Annotated in this window: 19 protein-coding genes; 5 read left to right on the top strand and 14 right to left on the bottom strand. The window is 60.0% G+C overall.

Going from position 1 to position 22,967, the window contains the following annotated elements; all coding sequences use genetic code 11:
* Positions 1-66: 66 nt before the first annotated feature.
* Positions 67-2,460, bottom strand: coding sequence for a heavy metal translocating P-type ATPase (locus tag U3654_RS03175; RefSeq protein ID WP_416384549.1), 2,394 nt, complete (start codon positions 2,458-2,460; stop codon positions 67-69).
* Positions 2,461-2,800: 340 nt separating this feature from the next.
* Positions 2,801-3,073: a metal-sensitive transcriptional regulator gene (locus U3654_RS03170; protein WP_416384548.1), complete on the bottom strand. Its 273-nt coding sequence runs from the start codon at positions 3,071-3,073 to the stop codon at positions 2,801-2,803.
* Positions 3,074-3,165: 92 nt separating this feature from the next.
* Here U3654_RS03170 and U3654_RS03165 point away from each other — a divergent pair, with 92 nt between their 5' ends.
* Positions 3,166-3,693 carry a DUF305 domain-containing protein gene (locus U3654_RS03165; protein ID WP_324753911.1) on the top strand — a complete coding sequence of 176 codons (528 nt, stop codon included), beginning with the start codon at positions 3,166-3,168 and terminating at the stop codon, positions 3,691-3,693.
* A 216-nt stretch (positions 3,694-3,909) separates the two neighbouring features.
* Here the strand turns inward: U3654_RS03165 and U3654_RS03160 are convergent, their stop codons facing one another.
* From U3654_RS03160 to U3654_RS03130, 7 genes are all read right to left on the bottom strand, one after another.
* Positions 3,910-4,929: an alpha/beta fold hydrolase gene (locus U3654_RS03160; protein WP_324753910.1), complete on the bottom strand. Its 1,020-nt coding sequence runs from the start codon at positions 4,927-4,929 to the stop codon at positions 3,910-3,912.
* A gap of 18 nt (positions 4,930-4,947) precedes the next feature.
* Positions 4,948-5,748 (bottom strand): ABC transporter ATP-binding protein, encoded by an 801-nt coding sequence (locus U3654_RS03155; protein WP_324753909.1) that lies wholly within the window; start codon positions 5,746-5,748, stop codon positions 4,948-4,950.
* 3 nt (positions 5,749-5,751) lie between these two features.
* Positions 5,752-6,816: an ABC transporter substrate-binding protein gene (locus U3654_RS03150; protein WP_324753908.1), complete on the bottom strand. Its 1,065-nt coding sequence runs from the start codon at positions 6,814-6,816 to the stop codon at positions 5,752-5,754.
* 62 nt (positions 6,817-6,878) lie between these two features.
* Positions 6,879-7,724, bottom strand: a complete 846-nt coding sequence (locus U3654_RS03145; protein WP_324753907.1) for an ABC transporter permease — start codon at positions 7,722-7,724, stop codon at positions 6,879-6,881.
* Between the two features lie 22 nt (positions 7,725-7,746).
* On the bottom strand, positions 7,747-9,192 hold the full coding sequence (locus U3654_RS03140; protein WP_324753906.1) for a glutamine synthetase family protein: 1,446 nt from the start codon (positions 9,190-9,192) through the stop codon (positions 7,747-7,749).
* A gap of 23 nt (positions 9,193-9,215) precedes the next feature.
* Positions 9,216-9,791 (bottom strand): Lrp/AsnC family transcriptional regulator, encoded by a 576-nt coding sequence (locus U3654_RS03135; protein ID WP_416384547.1) that lies wholly within the window; start codon positions 9,789-9,791, stop codon positions 9,216-9,218.
* A gap of 188 nt (positions 9,792-9,979) precedes the next feature.
* Complete coding sequence (locus U3654_RS03130) at positions 9,980-10,507, bottom strand: Lrp/AsnC family transcriptional regulator (RefSeq protein WP_324753904.1); 528 nt, start codon at positions 10,505-10,507, stop codon at positions 9,980-9,982.
* A 282-nt stretch (positions 10,508-10,789) separates the two neighbouring features.
* Here U3654_RS03130 and U3654_RS03125 point away from each other — a divergent pair, with 282 nt between their 5' ends.
* From U3654_RS03125 to U3654_RS03110, 4 genes are all read left to right on the top strand, one after another.
* Positions 10,790-12,160 carry an aromatic ring-hydroxylating dioxygenase subunit alpha gene (locus U3654_RS03125; protein WP_324753903.1) on the top strand — a complete coding sequence of 457 codons (1,371 nt, stop codon included), beginning with the start codon at positions 10,790-10,792 and terminating at the stop codon, positions 12,158-12,160.
* Between the two features lie 27 nt (positions 12,161-12,187).
* Positions 12,188-13,204 (top strand): D-2-hydroxyacid dehydrogenase, encoded by a 1,017-nt coding sequence (locus U3654_RS03120; RefSeq protein WP_324753902.1) that lies wholly within the window; start codon positions 12,188-12,190, stop codon positions 13,202-13,204.
* Between the two features lie 25 nt (positions 13,205-13,229).
* Positions 13,230-14,114, top strand: coding sequence for a 2-hydroxy-3-oxopropionate reductase (locus tag U3654_RS03115; RefSeq protein WP_324753901.1), 885 nt, complete (start codon positions 13,230-13,232; stop codon positions 14,112-14,114).
* A 296-nt stretch (positions 14,115-14,410) separates the two neighbouring features.
* Entirely contained in the window at positions 14,411-14,884 is a 474-nt protein-coding gene (locus tag U3654_RS03110; RefSeq protein ID WP_324753900.1) for an SRPBCC family protein, read from the top strand.
* Positions 14,885-15,067: 183 nt separating this feature from the next.
* Here U3654_RS03110 and proX read toward each other — a convergent pair whose 3' ends face one another.
* From proX to U3654_RS03085, 5 genes are all read right to left on the bottom strand, one after another.
* The gene (proX, locus tag U3654_RS03105; RefSeq protein WP_324753899.1) at positions 15,068-16,063 is read right to left on the bottom strand and encodes a glycine betaine/L-proline ABC transporter substrate-binding protein ProX; all 996 of its coding nucleotides are present in this window, start codon (positions 16,061-16,063) and stop codon (positions 15,068-15,070) included.
* A complete protein-coding gene (locus U3654_RS03100) occupies positions 16,060-17,094 on the bottom strand; it encodes a proline/glycine betaine ABC transporter permease (protein WP_324753898.1) in 1,035 nt (344 codons plus the stop codon). Before U3654_RS03100 ends, proX begins: the two co-directional genes overlap by 4 nt.
* Positions 17,095-17,097: 3 nt before the next feature.
* Positions 17,098-18,171 carry a glycine betaine/L-proline ABC transporter ATP-binding protein gene (locus U3654_RS03095; protein WP_324753897.1) on the bottom strand — a complete coding sequence of 358 codons (1,074 nt, stop codon included), beginning with the start codon at positions 18,169-18,171 and terminating at the stop codon, positions 17,098-17,100.
* A gap of 290 nt (positions 18,172-18,461) precedes the next feature.
* Entirely contained in the window at positions 18,462-21,647 is a 3,186-nt protein-coding gene (locus tag U3654_RS03090; protein ID WP_324753896.1) for an efflux RND transporter permease subunit, read from the bottom strand.
* Positions 21,647-22,840: an efflux RND transporter periplasmic adaptor subunit gene (locus U3654_RS03085; protein ID WP_324753895.1), complete on the bottom strand. Its 1,194-nt coding sequence runs from the start codon at positions 22,838-22,840 to the stop codon at positions 21,647-21,649. Before U3654_RS03085 ends, U3654_RS03090 begins: the two co-directional genes overlap by 1 nt.
* Positions 22,841-22,967 lie beyond the last annotated feature (127 nt).

Here is a 22,967-nt window from a genome sequence, read left to right as displayed (position 1 = left end):
TACGCTACTCGATGCCCGTTCCAATTTGACAAGTCGATCCGATAGATCTCCGCTTAACTTGCCAATCTACAGCTCTGTATTCCGCAGTCTCAACGCGTTCGCGATAACGCTGACCGACGACAAGCTCATCGCGAGCGCGGCGATCATCGGTGACAGCAAAAGCCCCGTCGCGGGATAAAGAACGCCCGCAGCAATCGGAACGCCGACGCCATTATAGATGAACGCAAAGAACAGGTTCTGCTTGATGTTGGCGACGGTCGCGCGGCTAAGGCGCAGCGCAGTCACCAGCGTGGACAGGTCGCCACGCACAAGGGTCACGCCCGCGCTTTCGACCGCAACATCCGCGCCTGTCCCCATCGCGATACCGACATCCGCCGCCGCCAGGGCGGGCGCGTCATTGACGCCGTCACCCGCCATGGCGACCACGCGCCCCTCGGATTGCAGGCGCCGGATCACGTCATGCTTGTCCTCGGGAAGAACATCCGCGATGACCTCGTCGATACCCAGTTCGTCGCCGACGGCCTTGGCGGTAATGGCGTTGTCGCCGGTCAGCATGACGATACGTAACCCTTCTTTATGCAGGGCATTGATGGCCTCTGGGGTTGTCGCCTTGATACGGTCGGCGACGGCGATAAGGCCCACGGCCTTGCCATCCACGGACACGAACATGGCGGTTTGCCCCTGTGCCCGTGCGTTATCGGCGGCCTCTTTCAACTCAGACGGGTCGGCCCCCTCAGCCTCCATCATGGCCCGGTTGCCGATTGCCACACGGCGGCCCCCGATCCGCCCGCCGACGCCTTTGCCGGTAACGCTGGAGAAATCTTCGACCGGTCCAGGTTCAACGCCACGTTCTTTCGCGCCGTCCACAATCGCGCGGGCCAGCGGATGTTCCGACTGCGCCTCCAAACCGGCAACATCGCGCAGCAGCTCGCCTTCGTCGATCCCGTTAGCGATCACCTGCACCAGCGCCGGTTTCCCTTCCGTCAGGGTGCCGGTCTTGTCGACGACAAGGGTATCCACCGCCGAGAACCGTTCCAGCGCAGCAGCGTTTTTGATCAGCACGCCGTTCGAGGCACCTTTTCCGACACCCACCATGATCGACATTGGCGTCGCGAGGCCCAACGCGCAAGGACACGCAATGATCAGAACCGAAACCGCCGCCACCAGCCCGAAGGCCATGGCCGGATCCGGCCCGAACAGCGACCACGCCACGAACGCCGTCACAGCCACCGCAAGGACGAGCGGCACAAACCATGCGGCCACCCGGTCGGCCAGCTTTTGGATCGGGGCCTGACTGCGCTGCGCCTCGGCGACCATCTGCACGATGCGGTTCAGCATGGTCTCCGACCCGACGCGCTCAGCGCGCATGACAAAGCTGCCGGTCTGGTTGATCGCCCCCCCGGTGACATCATCACCTGCCGCCTTCGTGACGGGAAGCGGTTCGCCGGTTATCATGCTCTCATCGACCGAAGACGTGCCTTCGGTCACGACGCCGTCCACCGGCACGCCCTCGCCCGGCCTGACTCGCAGCGCATCACCACGGCGCACCATCTCGAGCGGAATATCCTTTTCGGTGCCATCCTCGATCAATCGCGCCATCTTGGGCGCCAGGTTTAGAAGGGCGCGAATTGCCCCGCTCGTCTGCTCACGCGCACGCAACTCAAGGAGTTGCCCCAGCAGCACGAGGGTGATGATGACAGCGGCTGCTTCGAAATACACGCCGACCTCACCTGATGGGCCGCGGAATTGCGCCGGAAATATCGACGGCGCCATCGTTGCCACCACCGAATAAACATAGGCTACACCGGTGCCAAGCGCGATGAGCGTGAACATATTGAGGTTTCTGGTGCGCACGGAAGCGATGCCACGCTCAAAGAATGGCAGGCCGCACCAGAGGACAACTGGAGTGGCAAGGATCAGCTCGATCCAGTCCAGCCAAGACGCAGAGAAACCCGAGAACACGCCCGGCGCAAAATGCCGACCCATCGCGACGATCATTAGCGGCACTGTCAGAGCGATACCGACGAGAAAACGCCGGCGGAAATCAACATATTCCTCGCTCGGGCCATCGGTCAGGTTGATTCCCTTCGGCTCCAGTGCCATGCCGCATATCGGGCAAGATCCGGGGCCGATCTGTTCAATTTCGGGGTGCATCGGACAGGTGTAGACGTCGTCCTCCGCCCCAGCCGGTTCCGCCTTTAGCTCGGGGTCAAGAAAGACAGCGGGGCGCGCTTCGAATTTTGTCTTGCAGCCTGCCGAGCAGAAATAGAACGTGTCGCCCGCGTGCCGTGCGACATGTTTGGCGCCCTCGATTGTCACGGTCATACCGCAGACCGGGTCAATCGCCTTGCCGTCAGCCTTGAGCTGTGCGGCGGACGGCGCGGCATCGTGGCCGTCATGCCCACCGCAACAGGAATCGGTCGCGTCTGACGGGTGATCATTCGGCTTGTCGGTATGCATGGTGACACCTTTCCTTGGCTGGAAATACGGAAATCCTACCCCCACACATATACCCCTGATGGGTATATTCAATCGATTTCACAGATTGGCGTGATTTCGGGCTGATTGCGAAAGTCTGTACCGTGATAGTTTAGTCGATTTTCGCAACGCACGCCCTATTTTGACGGCGATCCGCCCTTCGATATCGGATTCCCAAATACAGCTTGTCTGACGCGAGTTTGGGCGGGCCTTGCACAATCTCTGCGCCGGGTTGGTATGCACGATCCTGCCTCGCCATCGACCTGCCCATAGGTATCGGGCCCAAGTTCCCCAACCTTGCGGGTCAAATCAAACCGGCGCGCTAGCCTTGCGTTTTTTGAAGCAGGGCGATCAGCTCGTTGAATTTCTCTCGTTGATCTTTCGGATCGCCGCTTCCGATCGCTTCTTCGACGCAGTGTTTCGCGTGATTTTCCAGCACCATCCGCTCGACCCCCTTGAGGGCAGACCTGACGGCAGCCGTCTGTGCCAGAATGTCCACGCAGTAACGATCCTCGTCGACCATCCGGGCGACACCGCGCACCTGCCCTTCGAGGCGTGCAAGCCGGTCGAGCGTTTTTTGTTTGTCCTGCTTCACATCGCTCTCCACAATTGGAACCATTTCCTGCGCTGCTGGTTCGATACCTATAGGGGGTATATCCTCAACGACAACAATAGCTAGGAAGCATCATGGAGCAACACAAGCCAAAAGGCGAGAACGACAGCGGCGGCATGGGCTATGGCCGGTTCGCGGCAATGATTGCGACATCGACAATCGTGATGTTTGGACTGATGTATCTAAACACCTACGCGCTCAATCATGTCTTCTTCTCGCAGACCCGGATGTGGATGGCGCTTTATATGGGTGCGGCGATGGCGGTCATCATGCTCGCTTTCATGTTGGGCATGTATTCCAATCGCACAGCCAACATTGCGATCTTTGCCGGGGCCATTGCGGCGTTCGCCGTCTCGCTGTGGCTTGTGCGCAGTCAGGAGACGGTTGACGACCTCGCATGGATGCGCGCCATGATCCCGCACCATTCCATCGCGATCCTGACCAGCGAACGTGCGGACATCTCCGATCCGCGGGTGCAGGCACTGGCCGATGCGATCATTGAGGCACAACGCGGCGAAATTGCCGAGATGAAGCGCTACATCACCGACATCGAAGCGAATGGCGATGCCGCGCCGGGGACGCCACGCGATAAGTCCGAATAAGGACCACGACATGGAAGAGAATGACGTGACAGCGACACAGACCAATCCATCCAGCCTCGATGGGCCAGACGCGACGTCATATGTGGCGTTCATCAAGCGCGTTTTGGAAAAACACCTATTAAACGTTTTTTGCCATACGCTTACGCGACATAGTTAAACCGAAAGGGATAACCTCACTGCTCACCCCCGGAACCTGGATCGACTGGTAACGCATCCCTACCCCTCCTCCAGCAATTCACGCAGCGATGCGTCGAGGCTGGCGGTGAAACCCGGATCGTTACCGGGGCTGGCGGCGCAGTGACCCCAAGGGGAATCGTAGGGGCGCAGGTCGGCGCGCTGCATCATGGCGGCCTCGATCGCGTTGTCCTCGGGCGGGAAATAGAGATCCTGTGTGCAAGGCATCAGGATTGCGCGCGCGGTAATCGCGCTCAGCGCGGCTTGAAAATCGCCGCCATAGAGCGGTCCGGCGGAAATATCCCCTGCCTGCCACGTCGCCAACTTGGCCAGCAGATTGTTGGCGTCCCAATCGCGCACGTGATCGGCCTCCCAATCCTTCAATAGCGCCTCGGGGTCTGCATGGCCCAATTGGCGATATAGGCCATCGCGGTAGAAAGTCTGCGAAAACGCCCAGCCGGCATAGACGCGGGCGAACGCCTTTAGCCCTGCAACCGGCGGGGTGGTGTAATCTCCGCCATTCCAGTTCTGATCGGCGCAAAGCGCGGCGCGGACGCCTTCGAGGAATACGAAATTATGCGGCGATGTGCGGGCCGACGCACAAAAGGGCAGGATTGCACCCACCATGTCGGGGTACTGCGCGGCCCATTGGTATGACTGGATTCCAGCCATCGACCAGCCCGCCACGAGGGCAATCCGCTCGACCCCCAGATGATCGCGCAGCAGGCGATGCTGGCAGGCGATATTGTCCCAGAGCGTTATCTTAGGAAACCCGGCGCCATTCTGAGGGGCGGCGCTGTTGCTGGGTGACGACGACAGCCCGTTGCCGAACACGTTTGGGCAGACAATGAAATGGCGCGCGGGGTCAATCGCGCGACCGGGCCCAAAGAAGCCCTCGCTGCGATGGTGCGTGCCGGTGTAAAAGGTCGGCAGGACGACGACATTGTCACCGTTCGGCGCAAGCTTCCCATAGGTCTTGTAGCATAGCTTGGCGTTGCGCAATATTTCGCCGGAGAGCAGCGGCACATCCCCAAGATCAAGGATACTTGCGTCATCGGTCATTCGTCGGTGTCCTTTAATTCATTCGGCCTGCGCGCTCTCTGAGCGCATAAGCGATACGATCTGACGTTCGCAGTCCAAATAACCATCGATACAGATCAGCTCCTCTTTGCTGTGCACCTCGCCACCCCTCTTGAAGTCCAGATCGAGAACCGCCTTGAGGCGACCGGGGTGCGACGACAGAAACGTGATCCTATCCGCCAGCAAAATCGCCTCTTGGATGTCGTGAGTGACCAGCAGAACGGTCGTCTGCGTCTTTTGCACAATCTCCAGCAGCATCTCCTGCATGTGCCAGCGAGTTTCGGCATCGAGCGCGCCGAAGGGTTCATCCATCAGCAGAATCTCGGGCGTGTTGGCCAGCGTGCGCGCAATCGCGACCCGTTGTTTCATGCCGCCCGACAGGCCTTTGGGATAAGCGTCACGGAACTTTTCCAGATGGACCAGATCGATGTAATGCAGCGCCTGTTCGCGCCTCTCCTTGCGCGCCACGCCATTCAACTTCATGCCGTATTCGACGTTTTCCAGAACCGTCAGCCATGGAAATGACGTATAGCTCTGGAACACGCAGCCGCGATCGCGTCCGGGGCCGCTGATCGGCGTCCCGTCAAGGCTCATGTGGCCGCTGCTGGGCGTATCAAGGCCCGCCACGATGTTCAGCAACGTCGATTTGCCACATCCCGACGGCCCCAGTAGAACGCAGATCTCGTTTCGCAACACGTTGAACGACACGTCCCGCAAGGCCTCAATCGTGCCGGTTCGGGTGCGAAATGTCTTGCTGACATTCTCGACCGTCAGGATGGGTGTGGGCGGCTTTCCCTGCATCTGTCAGCCGCGATAGCCTGAATCGTATAGCTCTTTGTGCAGGCCGCATTCGATGCCAGTCTCGGCTGGACGCATCTCTTCGATCAGGCCGAACTTGACCCACCATTCGCTGACCAGATCCCAGTGCTCCGTGATCTGCCCGTTGACCTGATCGAATGGCGGATCGCCGGGGGCGGACCCACAGAACTGCGCCGCTTCCATGAAATCATAGACATATAGCCCGCCATCCAGCCATGTGCCGTCCTTGCCCAGGACCATCTCGACATCTTCCAGACTCATGCGCATCCCGTCGGAGATCAGTTGGTTGCCCTCGGCCGGGTTTTCCTTCCACCACGCAATCGCGTCGTATAGCGCGCGCATCGTCAGCAGGGCTACATCGCGGCGCTCTGTGATGAATTTCTCGCTCATATAGTGGCCATCGGCGACGACACCCTGCTTGAGCCAAATGGGCTCGCGCGATTGCGCGACGACGGTCGCGCCTTTCAGCACTTTGACGGTGTTGCTGCCGTAGGGTTCCCAAAATTCCGACGCCGCCACGCTACCGCCGATCATCGCCGCGAACGCATCATCGGCAATGATGTTGCGATACGTGACCGAGTCGAACGGCTGTCCGTTCTGTTCCAGCCACATCGCCATGAAAATCTGCGCAAGCCCGCCTTCAAGCACGGCGACCTCCTTGCCGGCAAGGTCTGCGGCAGTTTCGATACCGGGGGCGGCGACGATCTTGTCCGTGCCGTAGGACAGGTTGCCGAAGGCGACCAGCTTGATCGGCAGGCCGCGCTCGACGCCGACGGGCGTGAATTCGGCTGTGGAGGACACGACATCCATCTGGTCGGCAGCGATCAAATTAAAGCTCTCGTAGGGGTCCTCAATCGGCTGATAATCAAGCTCCAGATCAGGGGCGAGGCCCTTGACCTCGGCGATATGCCAAAAGCCGAAACCGGGCCATGTCAGCCCGGATATGCGCACTTTCTCGGCGGCGGTGGCTGGCAGAGCGAGTGCGGCAAAGAGTGCGGTCGACATCGCCAGCATCTTGCGACCCGACAGGTAAGTGGATCCAATTGGCATTTTCTTCTCCTTCTCAACGGGGTTGATGGTGGGCAGAAATCAGTCTTGGTCAGATCGCAGCGTCAGGGGTATTCCTCCAGATAATGAAACGCGCGGCGGTGCAGCAACCTTAGCAAATAGTCGAAAAACAGGCCCAGAATACCGATCACGAGGATTCCTGCCATGATCTGATCGACGTGCAGGAAACGTTTGGCGCGCATCATCATCGCACCGATACCCGCATCCGCCGCGGTGATTTCGGCGATGACGAGGTAGGTCCAACTGACAGCCAATATCTGACGCATGGCGACGACGATGCCCGGCAGGGTGGCAGGCAGAATAACGCTGCGCAAAACCTGCCGCCGACTACCGCCCAACGTCACCGACGTGCGGATCAATTCATGCGGGACGTTGCGCGTAAGATCAGCGATCAGGGTAATCAGGAACCAAATCGCGCCGATGAACAGCAGGGCCAGCTTTTGCCCCTCACCCGCACCAAACCACATCAGCAGCAGCGGGATAAACGACGGCGCAGGCAGATAGCGCCACGCCGAAACGAACGGGCCAAAGAACGCCTCGACCGCGCGAAACGTTCCCATCAATATGCCCAGTGGCACTGCAATAACGCAGGCCATAGCAAAGCTGAGCAGCACCCGCCGGATGCTGATCACGACGTCGGCGAGAAACCCGTTTTCGGCGAACAGAGTATAGAGCGCCGCGACCACCCTGCCCGGCCCCGGCAGCAGGATTTCATTCATCCACTGAGCGCGAACGGCAATTTCCCAGATGCCGAAGAATATGACCCAGACCAGCAGCCCCAGAAACAAGGCGAGGCCTGCCGGAATGTCCTTTCGGAACTCAAACAGCCGGAACCGGGGGGCGTGTGCGCCCTCGGGCGGTGCATTGGCTGGGGTTGCTGTATGAGTCATGGCAAGCCTCGCTATGGGTGGATCAGAACAGACGCAGGTATTCCTTTACTTCCCAGTCGGTGACGGCCTGATGATAGCGTTCCCACTCGTCATTCTTATACTCAATGTACGAGTTTTGCATCACCGGTCCCATCACGTGCTTGGCCAGATCGTCCTCGCGCAGCGCCTCGATCGCGTTGAACAGCGTGCGGGGCAGACGGCGAATACCGGCCTCTTTCAGCTGATCCTCGGACATTGAATAGAGGTCGAAGTCGGTCGGCTTTCCGGGATCGATCTGGTTCTTGATGCCATCCAATGCACAGGTCAGCGTCATGGCCATCGCCAGATAGACATTCATCGTCATGTCCGCCGCGCGATTTTCGATGCAATAGCGGCTTTGTGGCAGGCGGAACTGGGCCGACCGATTATTGAAGCCATAGGTGATATTGGTCGGCGCCCAAGTGACTGTGCCGCCCTCAAAACCACCGACGCGCGGGACAAGGCCATTATAGGAGTTGACGGTCGGACATGTCAGCGCGGTAATCGCCTCGGCATGGGCCATCAGGCCACCGACAGCGTGACGCGAGGCCTCGCTCCAGCCTTTGTCGTCCTTGAATACGTTCTCGCCCGGTTGGTCGCGATGCTGGAGCGACAGATTGATATGCGCGCCCGAGCGCCAGTCACCCACCGTCGGTTTGGGCATGAAGGTGACGAACATGCCGTGTTCCTTTGCCACCTCTTTCAACACGATGCGCAGGAACGTCAGCCTGTCGGACATCTCCAGCAGGTTGGTATAGTGAAAATCCAGCTCGAACTGCGAATAGGCGCCCTCGGCCACCACGTCATGCAGGTTCCAGCCCATGTCCTCGAGGATGTCGATCAGATCCTTGAGATAAGGCATCGAGTCGATCGTATATTCGACATCATAGCCAAAAGCCTGTCGGCGGGGGCGCAGCCCATGGGCCGGGTCGTCGTCAAATGCCTTCACCGGCAGACCGTCCTCATCGTACTTCATCACGATGAACTCAGGCTCGACCCCGGCATAACCGACATAGCCATTTTCCTGCGCCTCGTGCATGGCGCGTTTCAGGGCCTGACGCGGGCAGACGTTATAGGGTGCATCCTCCCAATAAAGGTCGGCAAAGATAACGGCCATGGAGTTATCCCATGGGCAGACGTAGACGGCGTCCAGATCGGGCACCATCACCTGGTCGCTGTCGGCCGGGGATAGCTCGGGCACGAAGGAAATCGAGTGGACGGCGAATTGCGGTCCCTTGCCAATGCAGAGTTCCTCGAAATCGCTCATCGGCACCGGCTTGGTCTTGGGGATGCCGTGCAGGTCGATCCATGTGGACATGACGTATTTGACGCCTGCATCCTCTAGCTGCTTTCGCACCTCTGCGATGCGTGGGCGATTGCGCTCGACCGCTTCGTCAAAGGTCTCATAATACACCTTCTTGTCGAAATCGTTCTGTTGATCCGTGGCCATTTGGTGTTCTCCGTCGTTGGCGTTCAAAGGGGTGCGTCCTGCACGGGCGCGCGCGGCGCGGGGCCGCGTCCCGGCGCAGTCGTTTCAGACGTGTCGGTGGTCCCGCGCTTGAGCAGGAACTGGTTCTTGAAATTCTTGAGGCCGGGCATGACCTCGGCATGGGCGATATCGGCCGCATGGTGGATCTGCGTTTCGAGAAAGCTGAGAAATTGCGCATGATCCTCCAGCACGACCTCGACGACCAGATCACAGCGCCCGGCAACCCAGAGGATGTAAACAACGCTGGGATGCGGATCCAACCGCTCGGCCACTTGGGCGGGCGAATATCCCGGTGCCATCTTAAGGTTCAGCATCGCGCTGGTGTGGTATTCCGTGGCAGCCGGGTCGATCACGGCCACGATGCGCAGCGCCCCGCTGGATTTCAGCCGAGCAACACGATTGCGCACGGTGCCCTCAGAGACATTCAGCGCCTCGGCAATCACGGAATACGAGGTGCGCCCATCCTCCTCCAGAAACCCGATGATCTGGCGGTTCAGTTGGTCCTCCGTCGGGTCCGGCAAGGGTGCGCTGCCTGATGCTGGTTTGCTCAAATTTTCCATGTTCCTCTGCGATATCAGCCGGGAATCGCCCTCAGAATTGTCCAATTCGAATAGTAAACGTCGATTAGGCGGTGGAATCAACAACAAACATCAAACAGCGTTGCGCATATCGCACATTTCCGCTCAAACGCTGCGGTTTACGCAACGCCGGTCAGATCATCTGGAATGGGAAAATGTGTGTGGGCCGCTTAGGCCCAGTTGGTCTTGAGCAGGAACTGGTTTTTAAAGTTCATCAGCCCCGTCATGACCTCGACCGAGCTGATGTCGGGCTGGCCGTGGACATGGCGCGTCAGCAGGTCCATGAATGCGGCGTCGCTCTCGCTGGTCACTTCTACCAACAGGTCATAGCGACCGCTGACCCATGCGATATAAACTACATCGTCCAGCAAACGCAGTCGTTGCGCCAGCGTCTCGGGGCTGCACCCCGATGAGGCCTTGATGCCCAGCATCGCCTCGGTGCGGTATTCGGCGGCGCCGGGATCGGTGATGGCCACGATGCGCAACACACCGGCGCTGCGCATGGCACCGACACGATTACGGATCGTGCCTTCGGACACGCCCAGTTCCTGACCGATCTCGGAATAGGGCCGCCGCCCATCGCGCCGCAACATCCCCACGATCCGACTGTTCAGGTCATCGTCCAGCATGGTCAGCCGGTCGTTGCGGGTCGCCTTTGCGAATTTGTCTGTGGTATCATTGGCTCCGTCATTGCTCATCTGGGTGCGCCCTCGTTCCTGAAATCATGCGTAAACCGCGTTTGGCGGTCGATCGCCACGCTTTGTTCCGGCTGCGAGTTTAAAGACAATCGGCGGCAGTAAAAACACGCTATCGGCAAGATAGTTCATGCGAGGCGCGACACCCCCAGTCGATAATGATATCGCAGAAAAGTAATATTCTAGTTACGAATACAGCCTGAAATATTCGTTGACATACGAATTGCGCAGTCGATACTTGCACCAGTTACCCTCAGGGGCCGAACCCAACAGGAGCATTTAAGGATGGAAACCGCTGGATCCACCCCAAGGCCGCAACCATTTGCAGGCGATTTCCGAGGTTACAAGCAATCCCGCAATGCGGGCGCCGACGAAGAGCTGGCCCGCATCGGCCCCGAAACATCGGGCGGGGAATACCTGCGTAGGTTCTGGCACCCGGTCTATCTGACCGACGATCTGGGTGAGTTGCCCGAGGCGATCATGATCCTTGGCGAGGAACTCGTGCTGTTCCGCTATGGCGACGGTGACAAGATCGGGCTGGTGCATAAATACTGCCCTCATCGCCGCGCCTCGCTGGAGTACGGCAAATGCGAATCCAACGGCATCCGTTGCTGCTATCACGGGTGGCTGTTCGCGCCGGATGGTGAAATTCTGGAAACCCCTGCCGAAAACTCAAAGGCGGCCGAGATGGTGCGCGAACGCACGCGCCTTGGTGCATATCCGGTGATCGAATACCGCGGTTTGATCTTTGCCTATATGGGGCCGCCCGAACTTCAGCCCGACTTCCCGATCTACGACGCATTCGAGCATGAGGGCATGACCAGCGCCCCCTACAAAGCGCCCTATAAATGCAACTGGATTCAGGTGATGGATGCGATCCTTGATCCGGTTCACACGACGTTTCTGCACGGCCAGAACAGCCATCCCCAATTCTCCGAAGGGATGAAAGCGCTCGGCGTTTTGAAATTCTATGAGCGGGGCGAAAACCACTTCCTCGGCTCCGCCACACGGCGCATCGGCGATAACGCCTGGGTGCGCGTGAACGAGCTGGTTCTGCCGAACTTTACACAGGCGGGCGCGGCCTATGCCGCCGATGGCAGCGAGCAGCGCTATTTTGGGCGCTCGTGCTTTACCCGTTGGGTGGTGCCGGTGGATGACGAAAACTCCATCGTCTACGCGTGGGCCAATTTCGGCGACCGCTGGGATCCGCATGAATACAACACCCGCGAAGGTCACGAAAAGATCGAGCAGGGCGAGATCATGGATCGCCCGCTAGAAGAACGCAAACGCTATCCTGCCGACTCCGAGGCGGTCGAGGGAATGGGCCCGATTTCGACCCACAAGGGCGAGAACCTGATGCCGACCGACCGGGGAATTTCTCTTTATCGTCGCCGTATGCGCAAGCAGATCCGCGATCTGACCGACGGGACAGAGCCGCCGCAGCCCAGCCGCGATCACGGTCATTCGGTGCGCACCTACGGGCAGGACACGATCCTGACACTGCCCCCCAAAGGTGGCGACGACCAAGAATATCTGCGCCAGATCACCGAGGCCGTCATGGACCTGCAATTCGAGGCCGAGGCACTGCCCGATTCCGAGCGCGATCCGGTAATCTTTGAACGTCTGCGCAGTCTTGAGCAAAATGGCCTAGGATAAACGGCGACAGGCAGCCGGGAGGCGCAATTGAAAACCAAGGTTCATATAAAGAACAACCGCTGGGCGCCGGGATCCTTTCCCAATACGCCCGAAGGCGAGGCCGTGTTCACCATCACGCAGGACCGGATCGACGCGGTTCTGGCGGATTTCCCGGACATTGCGGAGCAGCTGGATTTTCGCGTCGACTGGGATACCGATAACTTTGAGCAATCGCTGAGCAGTGCAGATGTGCTGCTGACATGGGACCTACCCACCGAAGGTTTGGGGAATATCGCGCCAAATCTGCGCTGGATTCACTGCATCGGCGCGGGGATTGAGCATCTGTTGCCGCTAGACTGGCTGCCGGATACCGTGACGCTGACGAACAACAAGGGCGTTCACGCAGCCAAGGCCGGTGAATTCGGGCTGATGGCCGTGCTTATGCTGCACTCGCACATGCCCGCGATCATCACCAACCAGCGCAAGGCGATCTACGACTCGCTCTATGCCTCGCCCATCGCGGGCAAAACGTTGGTGGTTCTGGGCACGGGCAGCCTGGGTGGCGCGGCGGCCAAACAGGTGCAAGGGCTCGGCGTGCATGTGATCGGGGTGAACCGGTCTGGCCGCGCGATCGACGGCTGTGACGAGGTCGTCACGACCGCCGATCTGGACAACGTGCTGCCGCGCGCCGACTACCTGCTGATCGCCACGCCTGACACGCCCGAAACGCGCGGTCTGATGGACCGGCGCAGGCTGGATCTGATGAAATCGGGTGCAGGCATCATCAATATCGGGCGCGAGGCGGTGATGGATTACGGCGCGCTGTGTGACAAGCTGGAGGATGGCAGCCTTGGTGGCGCGATCCTTGATGTGTTCGACCCCGAACCGATTGCCGGGGATTCGCGTCTGTGGACCACGCGCAACCTGATCGTCACGCCGCATGTGTCGGCGGATGATGGCGATGCCTATGTGCCGCTGACGCTGGGCCTGTTCTTTCGTAACATGCAGCTCTTTCTGGCGGGCAAGCCCCTGCTGAACCCGATCCAGCGCGATCTGTGCTACTAACGCGAAATCAAGCGGAGGACATAACGTGGATATCGGATTTATCGGGCTCGGCGTCATGGGCGCGCCCATGGCAAAGCATCTGTCGGACGCGGGGCATACCCTCCATACCAGCCTCAACCGCTCGCCCCTGCCGGATGAGTTAAGCAGCGCAGCGGTCAAGGTTCTGGACACCCCCGCCAAGGTGGCCGCCGCCTGCGACATCATCATCGTGATGGTCCCCGACACTCCGGATGTCAGCCGCGTGGTGCGCGGCGAGGGCGGGCTGTTAGAGGGGCTGCGCAAGGATACGCTGGTCATCGACATGAGTTCGATCAGCCCCATCGTCACCGCCGAGCTGGCGACGCTGGTGAACGAGGCGGGCGCGCTTTATCTGGATGCGCCGGTGTCCGGCGGTCAGGTCGGCGCCAAGGCGCAGACGCTGACGATCATGGTCGGCGGGCCACAAGAGGCATATCAACGCGCACTGCCGCTGTTTGAGCTGATGGGCAAGAATATCACGTTGATCGGCACGCATAATGGCGCCGGGCAGACCTGCAAGATCGCCAATCAGATCATCGTTGCCTTGAATATCGAGGCGGTGTCCGAGGCGCTGGTCTTTGCCTCCAAGGCGGGTTGTGATCCGGCCACCGTGCGCAAGGCCCTGATGGGCGGCTTCGCATCGTCGAAAATTCTGGAGGTCCACGGCGAGCGGATGATCAACCGCACCTTCGATCCGGGTTTCCGGATCAAGCTGCATCAGAAGGATCTGAACCTGGCCCTTAGTGCCGCGCGCGAATTGGGTGTTTCCCTACCCAATACGGCCACCTGTCAGGAGCTGTTCAATGCAGCCAGCGCGAGCGGCCATTCAGAGGCCGACCATTCCGCGCTGATCCGCGCGCTGGAGGGCATGGCGGATCACGAGATCAGTTAAGCCGTCTCAATTTGCGCATTCAAATCAGGAACATGCGTAATGCGCGTGCTAAGTTCAAATGCTCCGGACGTTTGATGGAACCGCACCGCTGCGGCCTCGACCCGACTCCGTTCTTGTGCGGATAAAGGTCTGCTGTGAGCCCTCTACCGCCAGAAAACCAGATTGCTTGGATGCCTACCGCCCGAAGCGCAAGCCAAGATGGCTTAGATCATGGTCACGCCAGCGATTAGAATACCGACACTTTGTAAGAAAAATGAGGTATAGTCTATGTATTCACATTTAAGACTGGAAATTTTATGAAACTCGCAATGATGACGACTTTCGTAGCTTTTACTGCATTCCAAGCAACTGCTGTGTGGTCCGCGGACTACAAAGTTCAGCGTACACTTCAGCTTTCGTCCTCAGCTACGGATGCATGGAACATGGCTGGAGACTTTTGCGATATCGACGATTGGCATCCCGCGATTGCAGATTGTGCGCTTAAAGCGAAGGATGGAGCGTTACATCGCATCCTGACCACGGTCGAAGGCGGGGAATTTGTTGAAAAGCGCATAGCCTTCGAAGCCGGGCAGTCCTACACATACAGCATCGTAAGCTCGCCGCTGCCGATCGAAAACTACACGGCGACGTTTTCGATTGAATCCTTGAACGGATCACTCATCAGTTGGATTGGCCACTTTTCGTCTGACGACCCCTCCATGGAGGCAGCGATTGCCGGAATTTATGAAGCGGGCCTGTCCGCGATCGAAAGCGGTCTTGCGGATAAATAGCCGAACCGCCGCTTCGTGCGCTTTGCGGTCCGTCCGACATGGCCGATAAACAACAAGCGACAAGTCACAAGCGAGATCATTCTAGGCCCGCCCCTCGCCGTCACGAGGCGACGTTAGCCTGTTTCATCAGTGGAAATGCCCGAAGCGCACGACGCTCCGGGCCGATTTCATCGCGCAGTCGGATCACTCAGCCGCTTTGCGTGCCTCGGCTATCCAGCCGTCGTAGGCCTCTTGGTTCTCGGCGATCCAATCGTCGACGTCGCTGTCGATATCCTCGATTGAATCTTCTCCGTCCTGCATCCGGCTGTTTTGGGCCGACACGTCGTTGATCGGGATTTCGGCCAGTTCAAACAGCTTTTCCGCAGCCGGATTGGCATCGAGAAACGCGGTGCTGGCAACGATGCGCAACTCGTTCACCGCCCAGCCCAGATTGCGACCCTCGAATTCGGTATTGCCGGTTTGCCCGTCGGGCAGCGAGGTTTCAGGCACTTCCAGCCATTCGACATTTTCGCCCGGCACCAGAACGCCCGACACCCAATAGGGGGTCCAAGTGTAGTAGATGACCGACTCGCCCGCCTGTTCGCGCGCGATCGTCTCGCCGATGATGGCGCTGTAAGCACCTTGATTATGCGTGACAGTGTCGCGCAGTTCGTACGCGTCCAGTTGATGCTCGATCACACGTTCACAGCCCCAGCCCGGTGGGCAGCCGGCCAGATCGGCGGTGCCGTCGCCATTGGCGTCGAACCGCTTGGCCACTTCGGGATCTTTCAGATCGCCGATATTGGTCACGCCAGCATCATATGACGCCTTGTCGACCAGATAGCCCTGAACTGCGCCCGTGATCAGATGACCAACCCGGCGCATGGCCTCTTCGCCGCCGGATTCCTCAAAGAATGCCTTGTGCAGCGGATCGTAGTGAACGGTCGTGAAATCGCCATCACCCGAGCCGATGGCAAGGTGGATCGTCTGGTATTCCACCGATTGCGGATCGCCGATGGTGTATCCCAGATCTTGCAGCGCGCGATAGATGATCTGGTTCTGGAACCGCTCCTCCAGCAGCGTGCCTTCGATCGGACGTATGGTTACGCCCTCGCCCGGCGTGTCGTTCGCCATTGCCCCACCGGCCACCAGCAAAGCAGCCGAGAGGAAGGTGGCCGAGAGGCCAAAATGCTTTGTCATACTTTAACTCCCTTTGGTTTTTTGTCCGGCCCGGACTCCTCAGTAGTCTCGCGCACGCGGGCCGATTTGCGGGCGGAGCCTGTCGTATCGATTTTACGCCCACGCGTGGCGCGAATGACGAGGCCCACAGGCCCCGCCTCCCACCAATGGCGATGACCCCGCTCGCGCCCCGTCTGCGCGACACCCTGCGAGATGCGGTCCAGCACGATAGCAAGGATCACGATGCCGAGGCCGCCAACGATGGCCTTGCCCGCGTCCAGCCGCCCCATAGCGCGCAGCACTTCGTTGCCGAGGCCCTTGACCGCGATCATCGACGCGATCACCACCATCGACAGGGCCAGCATGATCGTCTGGTTAACGCCCGCCATGATCGTCGGTAGCGCCAGAGGCAGCTCGACCTTCATCATAATCTGCCGGGGGCTGGCACCAAAGGCGCGCGCCGCCTCGACCACGCTGCGGTCGACCTGCCGGATGCCCAGCGCAGTGAGCCTGATGAGCGGCGGCAGCGCAAACACCACCGTCACGATGATACCCGACACGTTGCCGATCCCCACCAACATCACGACCGGCACCAGATAAACAAAGGCGGGAATGGTCTGCATCGTGTCCAGCACGGGACGCAGAACAGTCTCAAGGCGATCCGATTTCGCCGCCAGTATACCCAACGGCAGCCCGATGATCATGCAGACGAAAACCGAGCTAAGTACGATGGCCAATGTGGTCATGGCCAACGGCCAGGCCCTCGGGTCCAGCAGCCCCAGAGCCACCAGCGCCACGGCGACAATCAGTCCGACCCGCCGCCCGGCCATCTGCCACGCCAGGAGGGCGATGATTGCGATCATCAAGATTGGCGGAATGGCCTGAAACAGATTGTCGACACCGACGATAACATCGTTGAGCGCCCGCTTGACTGGCTGGATCGTGCCGCGATTGTCGGCCGCCCAATCCTTGATACCATCGGCCCAGTCGGCGATCCCGAGGTCTATGTCAGTGAATGGGGAAAGCGGATTGAACGCCGTGTCTTCTGCCATGCCTCAGCCCTCCGCCTCTTCCAATGATCGTCCTTGAATGCCGCGGATCAGCGCCTTCTTAGTGACGATCCCCACGATCTGCCCGTCGGCTTCGATCGCCAGCGGCTCGTCCGTTTCGATCGACAGCTCGGCAAGGCGGTTAAGTGTGTCATCCGTGCGCGCCTTCAGCGCGCCGATGCCCTTGTGAGCACCTTCGCGCGCTTCCCATTTCGCCAGCGGCTCCATGATCCTTGCTGCCGTAACCAGATGCAGCTTGGATATGCCCGCGACGAAATCGGCGACGTAATCATCTGCCGGTTCGGTCACGATCTGCTCGGGCGTGCCGATCTGAATCAACTCACCGTCCTTCATCACGGCAATGCGGTCGCCGATGCGGATTGCCTCGTCCAGATCGTGGGTGATGAACAGCGTCGTCTTGCGCAGATCAGCCGCCAGCCGCATGAACTCTGTCTGAAGCTGGCGGCGGATCAGCGGATCCAGCGCCGAGAACGGCTCGTCCATCAGCAGGATATGCGGGTCAGCGGAAATTGCCCGCGCCAGCCCCACGCGCTGCTGCATGCCGCCCGATAGCTCGTCGGGATAGCGGTCCTCCCAGCCGGCCAGTTCGACGTCATTGATGGCGCGGTCTGCCACGGCGTGACGCTGCGCGCGGTCAACACCGCGCACCTCCAGCGGAAAAGCGACATTTTCACGCACGGTGCGGTGCGGCATCAGCGCCATGTTCTGAAACACCATGCCGATGCGTGATGCGCGCAATTCGCGCAGCGCTGCCGCGTTCAGGCCGTTGATATCGACGCCTTCAATGCGCACCTCGCCCGAGGTTGGCTCAATCAGGCGGTTGATGTGGCGGATCAGGGTGGATTTACCAGAGCCCGAGAGGCCCATGATGCAAAATATCTCGCCTTTGGTCACCGAAAAAGACGCGTCCCGCACGCCCACGACGCAACCAAACCTATCCAGCACCTCGTCCTTGCCAAGGCCGTCTTTCTGAATGGCCTCCATGGCCTCTGCCGAGCGATCGCCGAAAATCTTCCAGATCGAGCGGCACTCAATCACGTTGTCGGACTGCACGGTCATTCGGCCGCGCCCAGAACCGGCGGCGCGCGTCGATGGGTCGCCATTCTCAGCACGCACATCGGGTCCGCCATGCGCAGGCAGGGATCAAAAGGACTTCGAACATCGGCGCCTCAATCTGCAGAACTCACCGGATTTCGTAATCTACGGAGTATGATCTACTGATTTCGCATGTCAACATGCTATTTTGGCCGAAATGCGTAGAGTCCGCATAGAATTACTGCGCACTCGTCAGACTGATTTCTAACTCGTGCGCCGCCCCTACCGGCGGGGGTGCCAGAACGGTGTCGCCTCTATGTCCCCTGCGGCTTGCCTTCGTCGCGTACGGTATCTTTGCCATCCGCGTCATCGCCACCACCTTTGCGGTTCGTGCCATGAAACCATTCGCGCATCGACTGGATCGCATAATATAGCGCCGGGATCACAAAGAGACCGATCAGCGTAACGCCCAGCATCCCGCCGATGACGGTCACGCCGACGGCGTTCTGCGCGCCCGCGCCTGCGCCCGACGATTTGGCCAGCGGCAAAAGGCCAAAGATGAACGCCAGCGACGTCATCAACACGGCGCGGAATCGCGCTTCGGCGCCGTTGCGCGCGGCCTCAATCGGCGTCTGCCCCTCGTCCGAGCGGTCCTTGGCGAACTCGACGATCAGGATCGCGTTCTTGGCCGCAAGTCCGATCAGCAGCACCAGCGCGATCTGCACATAAAGGCTGGTCGGCATCCCGACAGCCCAGAGAGCCACCATGGCGCCAAAGGCCGCGGCCCCCAGCGACAGGATGATCGACACCGGCAACATCCAACTCTCGTAGAGTGCGACGAGGAACAGATATGCGAACAGCAGCGCCATGCCAAAGATGACGATCTCGCTGCCGCTGCTCTGGGTCTGCTGGAACGACAGACCCGCCCAAGCAAAGTCATACCCATCCGGCAGCACGTCCGCCGCGACCTGCGACACCGCGCCCATCGCCGCCCCGGACGAGCCGCCCTCAGCGGGCTGCCCGTTGATCTGCGCCGCCGTATAAAGGTTATAGCGTTGCAGGATGTAGGGGCCCAGATCGTCGGTGACGGTGACGACCGTGCTTAGCGGGACCATCTGGCCGTCCTTATTGCGCGCCTCCAGCCTCAGGATGTCGTCGGCGGTGGCGCGAAAATCGGCGTCCGCCTGGATATTGACCTGAAAGACACGGCCACCCTTGATGAAATCATTGACGTAGCTTGACCCGAAATTGGCCCCGATCACGTCGTAGATGTCGGCGACACTGAGGCCCAGACGCTCGGCCCTGGTGCGGTCGACCTCAACCCGCACCAGAGGAACTGACGCACTAAAGGTTGTGCGCAGCCCGCCAATCGCGGGGGACTGATTGGCCTTGGTGATAAAGGATTGCAGCACTTCGGCCAGCTCTTCGGGCGATTGTCCGGCCAGCGCCTGAAGCCTCAGATCAAGGCCGCCGACAGCGCCGATCCCCGGAATGGACGGGGGCGCGAAAACGCCGATCACGGCGCCGGGGATCGCGGCGAACTGTTGATTGAGCTTACCGATCATCGCCTGCAATTGCTGGTCGTCGTCGGTGCGCTCATCCCACGGTTTCAGCGATGCGATGACCATGCCGCCATTGGGCGACACGGTGCCTTGCAGGATGCTGAACCCTGCGACCGAAATCGCCTTGTTCACGCCGGGGGTGTCGGCCACGGTGTTTGTGACCTGACTGACGATCTCTTCGGTGCGCGTCAGCGAGGCGGCATCAGGCAACTGGATGTTGACGAAGAGCGCGCCCTGATCCTCATCCGGCAGGAAGGTCGAGGGCAGCGTCATGAACAGCCACCCCGCGACCGCGAAACAGGCTGCCAGACCGGCGAGAGGGATGTACCAGACCTTCAGCATACCGCCGATAAAGCTGCCGTAGTGGTCGCGCACCCAGTCGATGCCCGCGCCGATCCGCCCCATGATGCCCTTTTTGCTGTCGCCCTTTTTGGGCCTCTTCATCAGCGCCGCGGCCAAGGCCGGGCTGAGCGTCACAGCGACGAACGCCGAGATGGTCAGCGACGATCCAACCGTGACGGCGAATTGGCGATAAAGTTGGCCATTGATACCCGGAAGGAACGCCGTCGGTGTCACCACGGCAAGCAGCACGAAGGTGGTCGACACAATCGGCCCCGTGATCTGCTTCATCGCCTTGCGTGCAGCGTCTTTGAGGCTGATGTCTTCGTCTTCCTCCATGACGTGCTGGACGTTTTCGACCACCAGAATGGCGTCGTCCACCACCAGCCCGATGGCCAAAACCAGCGCCAAGAGCGATATGGTGTTCAGCGAATACCCCATCAGCAAAAGGGCAGCCATCGCGCCCAGCAGCGACACCGGGATCGCAACGCCCGCCACGACAGTTGCGCGCCAATCCCCGAGGAACAGGAACACGATGGCCATGACGATCACGAACGCCTCAAGCAGAATATCAAGGATCAGATCGACGCTGGAACTGACAAAGAGGGTGGCGTCGTAGATGATCTGATACTCCAGCCCGGCGGGAAAGGCCTTGGCCAGTTCATCCAGCTCTTCGATCACCGCCTCGCGCGTCGCCAATGCGTTGGCGCCCGGCGACTGGTTGATCTGGATCATCGCGGCGTCCTGTCCGCCGACCTGCGCCGAGGCGGCATAACTTTGCGAGCCCAGTTCGACCCGCGCGATGTCTGAAAGGCGCGTCAACGCGCCGTCGTCGCCGCGCCGCACGATGATGTCCTCGAACTGCGACTCGTCGGTCATGCGGCCTTCGGCGACGATGGTATATTGATCCTCCACACCCTCGGGCGAGGGCGCTCCGGCAACTGTGCCCAGCGAGGCCTGCGTGTTCTGCGAACGGATTGCCGCCATCACGTCCTGCGGGGAAATTTCGAGCGCCCTCATCCGGTCGCCGTCCAGCCATATCCGCATGGAATATTCGGCGGCCCCCGTAACAGATGCATCGCCCACCCCGTCGATCCGCACGATGGGATCAACCACGCGGGTGGTCGCGTAATTGGCGATCTCAAGCCGATCAAGGCTGTCGTCGGGCGACACCAGCGCCACAGCCAGAATAAAGTCGGGCGAGCTGCTGCCGACCGTCACGCCCTGCTGCGTCACCGCCGACGGCAACTGGGCCGTGGCGCGTTGCACCGCATTCTGCACATTGACCTGCGCGATGTCGGTATCCGTGCCGACGGCAAAGGTGATCGACAGTGAATAAAGCCCCGCGTTCGAGCTGTTCGACGACATATAGAGCATGTCGTCGACGCCGTTGATCGCCGTTTCAATTGGCCCTGCGACCACGTTTGCAATCGTCTCGGCGTCCGCGCCGGGATAGGTCGCACTGACGTTGACCGTGGGCGGTGAGATGTCGGGATATTGCTGCACCGGCAGCAACGTCAGGGCCAGCGCGCCGACGATGGAGATGACCAGCGAGACGACAATCGCAAAGCGGATCCGGTCGATGAAAAACCCGGACATCAATTCTGGTCCGACGATTGTGCGGCACCATCGCCACCCGATGGATCAGCAACCTGAACCCTGGCCCCGTCGACGATCTTTTGCACGCCTTGCGTGACGACACTCTCGCCCTCTTGCAGGCCATCGGTAACGGCGCGACCGCCATCGACCTTGGGACCGACCGTAATCCGGCGCTGCGACACTGTGCTGTCCTCACCGACCACAAAGACATAACGCCCCTGTTTATCCTGAAGAATTGCAGTTTGCGGAACCACCGGCAGCACTTGCGGATCGGTTTCGGCGATCATCACATCGACGAACTGACCGGGGATCAAAATCTTGTCCGGGTTTTCGAAAATCAGCCGCACGGGCACGGTGCCGGTGCCGGAATCCGTCTCGCTCGCGATGTATTCGATGCGGCCCTTGCCGGCATATTCTGTGCCACCCGGCAGGCGCACATTGAAATCCAGGTCAGCAGCATCGACCCCGCCGCCGTTCTGCTGCTTCAGCCGCATGTCGACCAACTGCGAATCTGGAATGGAAAAGACGACCCGCAGCGGATCAAGCCGTACGAGTCGCGCCAGCGGGCCGGATTGTGGGCCGACCAGCGCGCCGTTGGAATAAAGAGCGCGGCTGATTTCACCCGCGAACGGCGCGTGAACGTTTGTATAGGCCTGATCGATTTTCGCACTGTCCAGTTGCGCCTCAGCCGAAGCGACATCGGCCTTGGCCACGGCGGCTTCGGCCTCGACCTGATCCAATCTGGATTGGGCGGTCGCATTCCTTTCGACCAGAACACGCTGGCGTTCATATTCCTGCATGGCGTTTTTATACTGCGCCTCAGCCTGCGCGACCCTTGCCTTGGCCGAGGAAACCACGGCGTCGTAGGGCGCGGATTCGATTTCGAACAGAACGTCATCCGAATTTACCCGTTGGCCTGCCTCGAACCCGGTCTTTTGCAAAAACCCCTGCACGCGGGCCATGATGTCGACGCTGTCGATCGCCTCGACCGTGCCACTAAAGATCGCTGGGTCGGTGATCGGCTTTGATTCGATCTTTTGTGCAACGACACCGGGCGGCGGCGCATCCTGAGTTTGTGCAAACGCGGGCGATGCGGCCAGCGGCAGCAACGCCATAGCCGATATCAAAGCGATCCGTTTTGCCCCTGCGCAGATAGTGCAATCAGGCAAAGAAAAATCTAAACGAAATGGCATGATATCAATCCTCAAATTTCAGACCCGGCTCGCTACGTGACGCAGTTGATGCCCGTGGCAACATCTCGCGCTGACGGCAGGCAGGCCTAATCATTCAACCGCAGGCGGTGCATATTGCACACCCCCT

The organism is Roseovarius sp. Pro17 (assembly GCF_035599575.1).
Lineage (GTDB): Bacteria > Pseudomonadota > Alphaproteobacteria > Rhodobacterales > Rhodobacteraceae > Roseovarius.
This window is presented reverse-complemented; position numbering and strand designations above follow the sequence as displayed.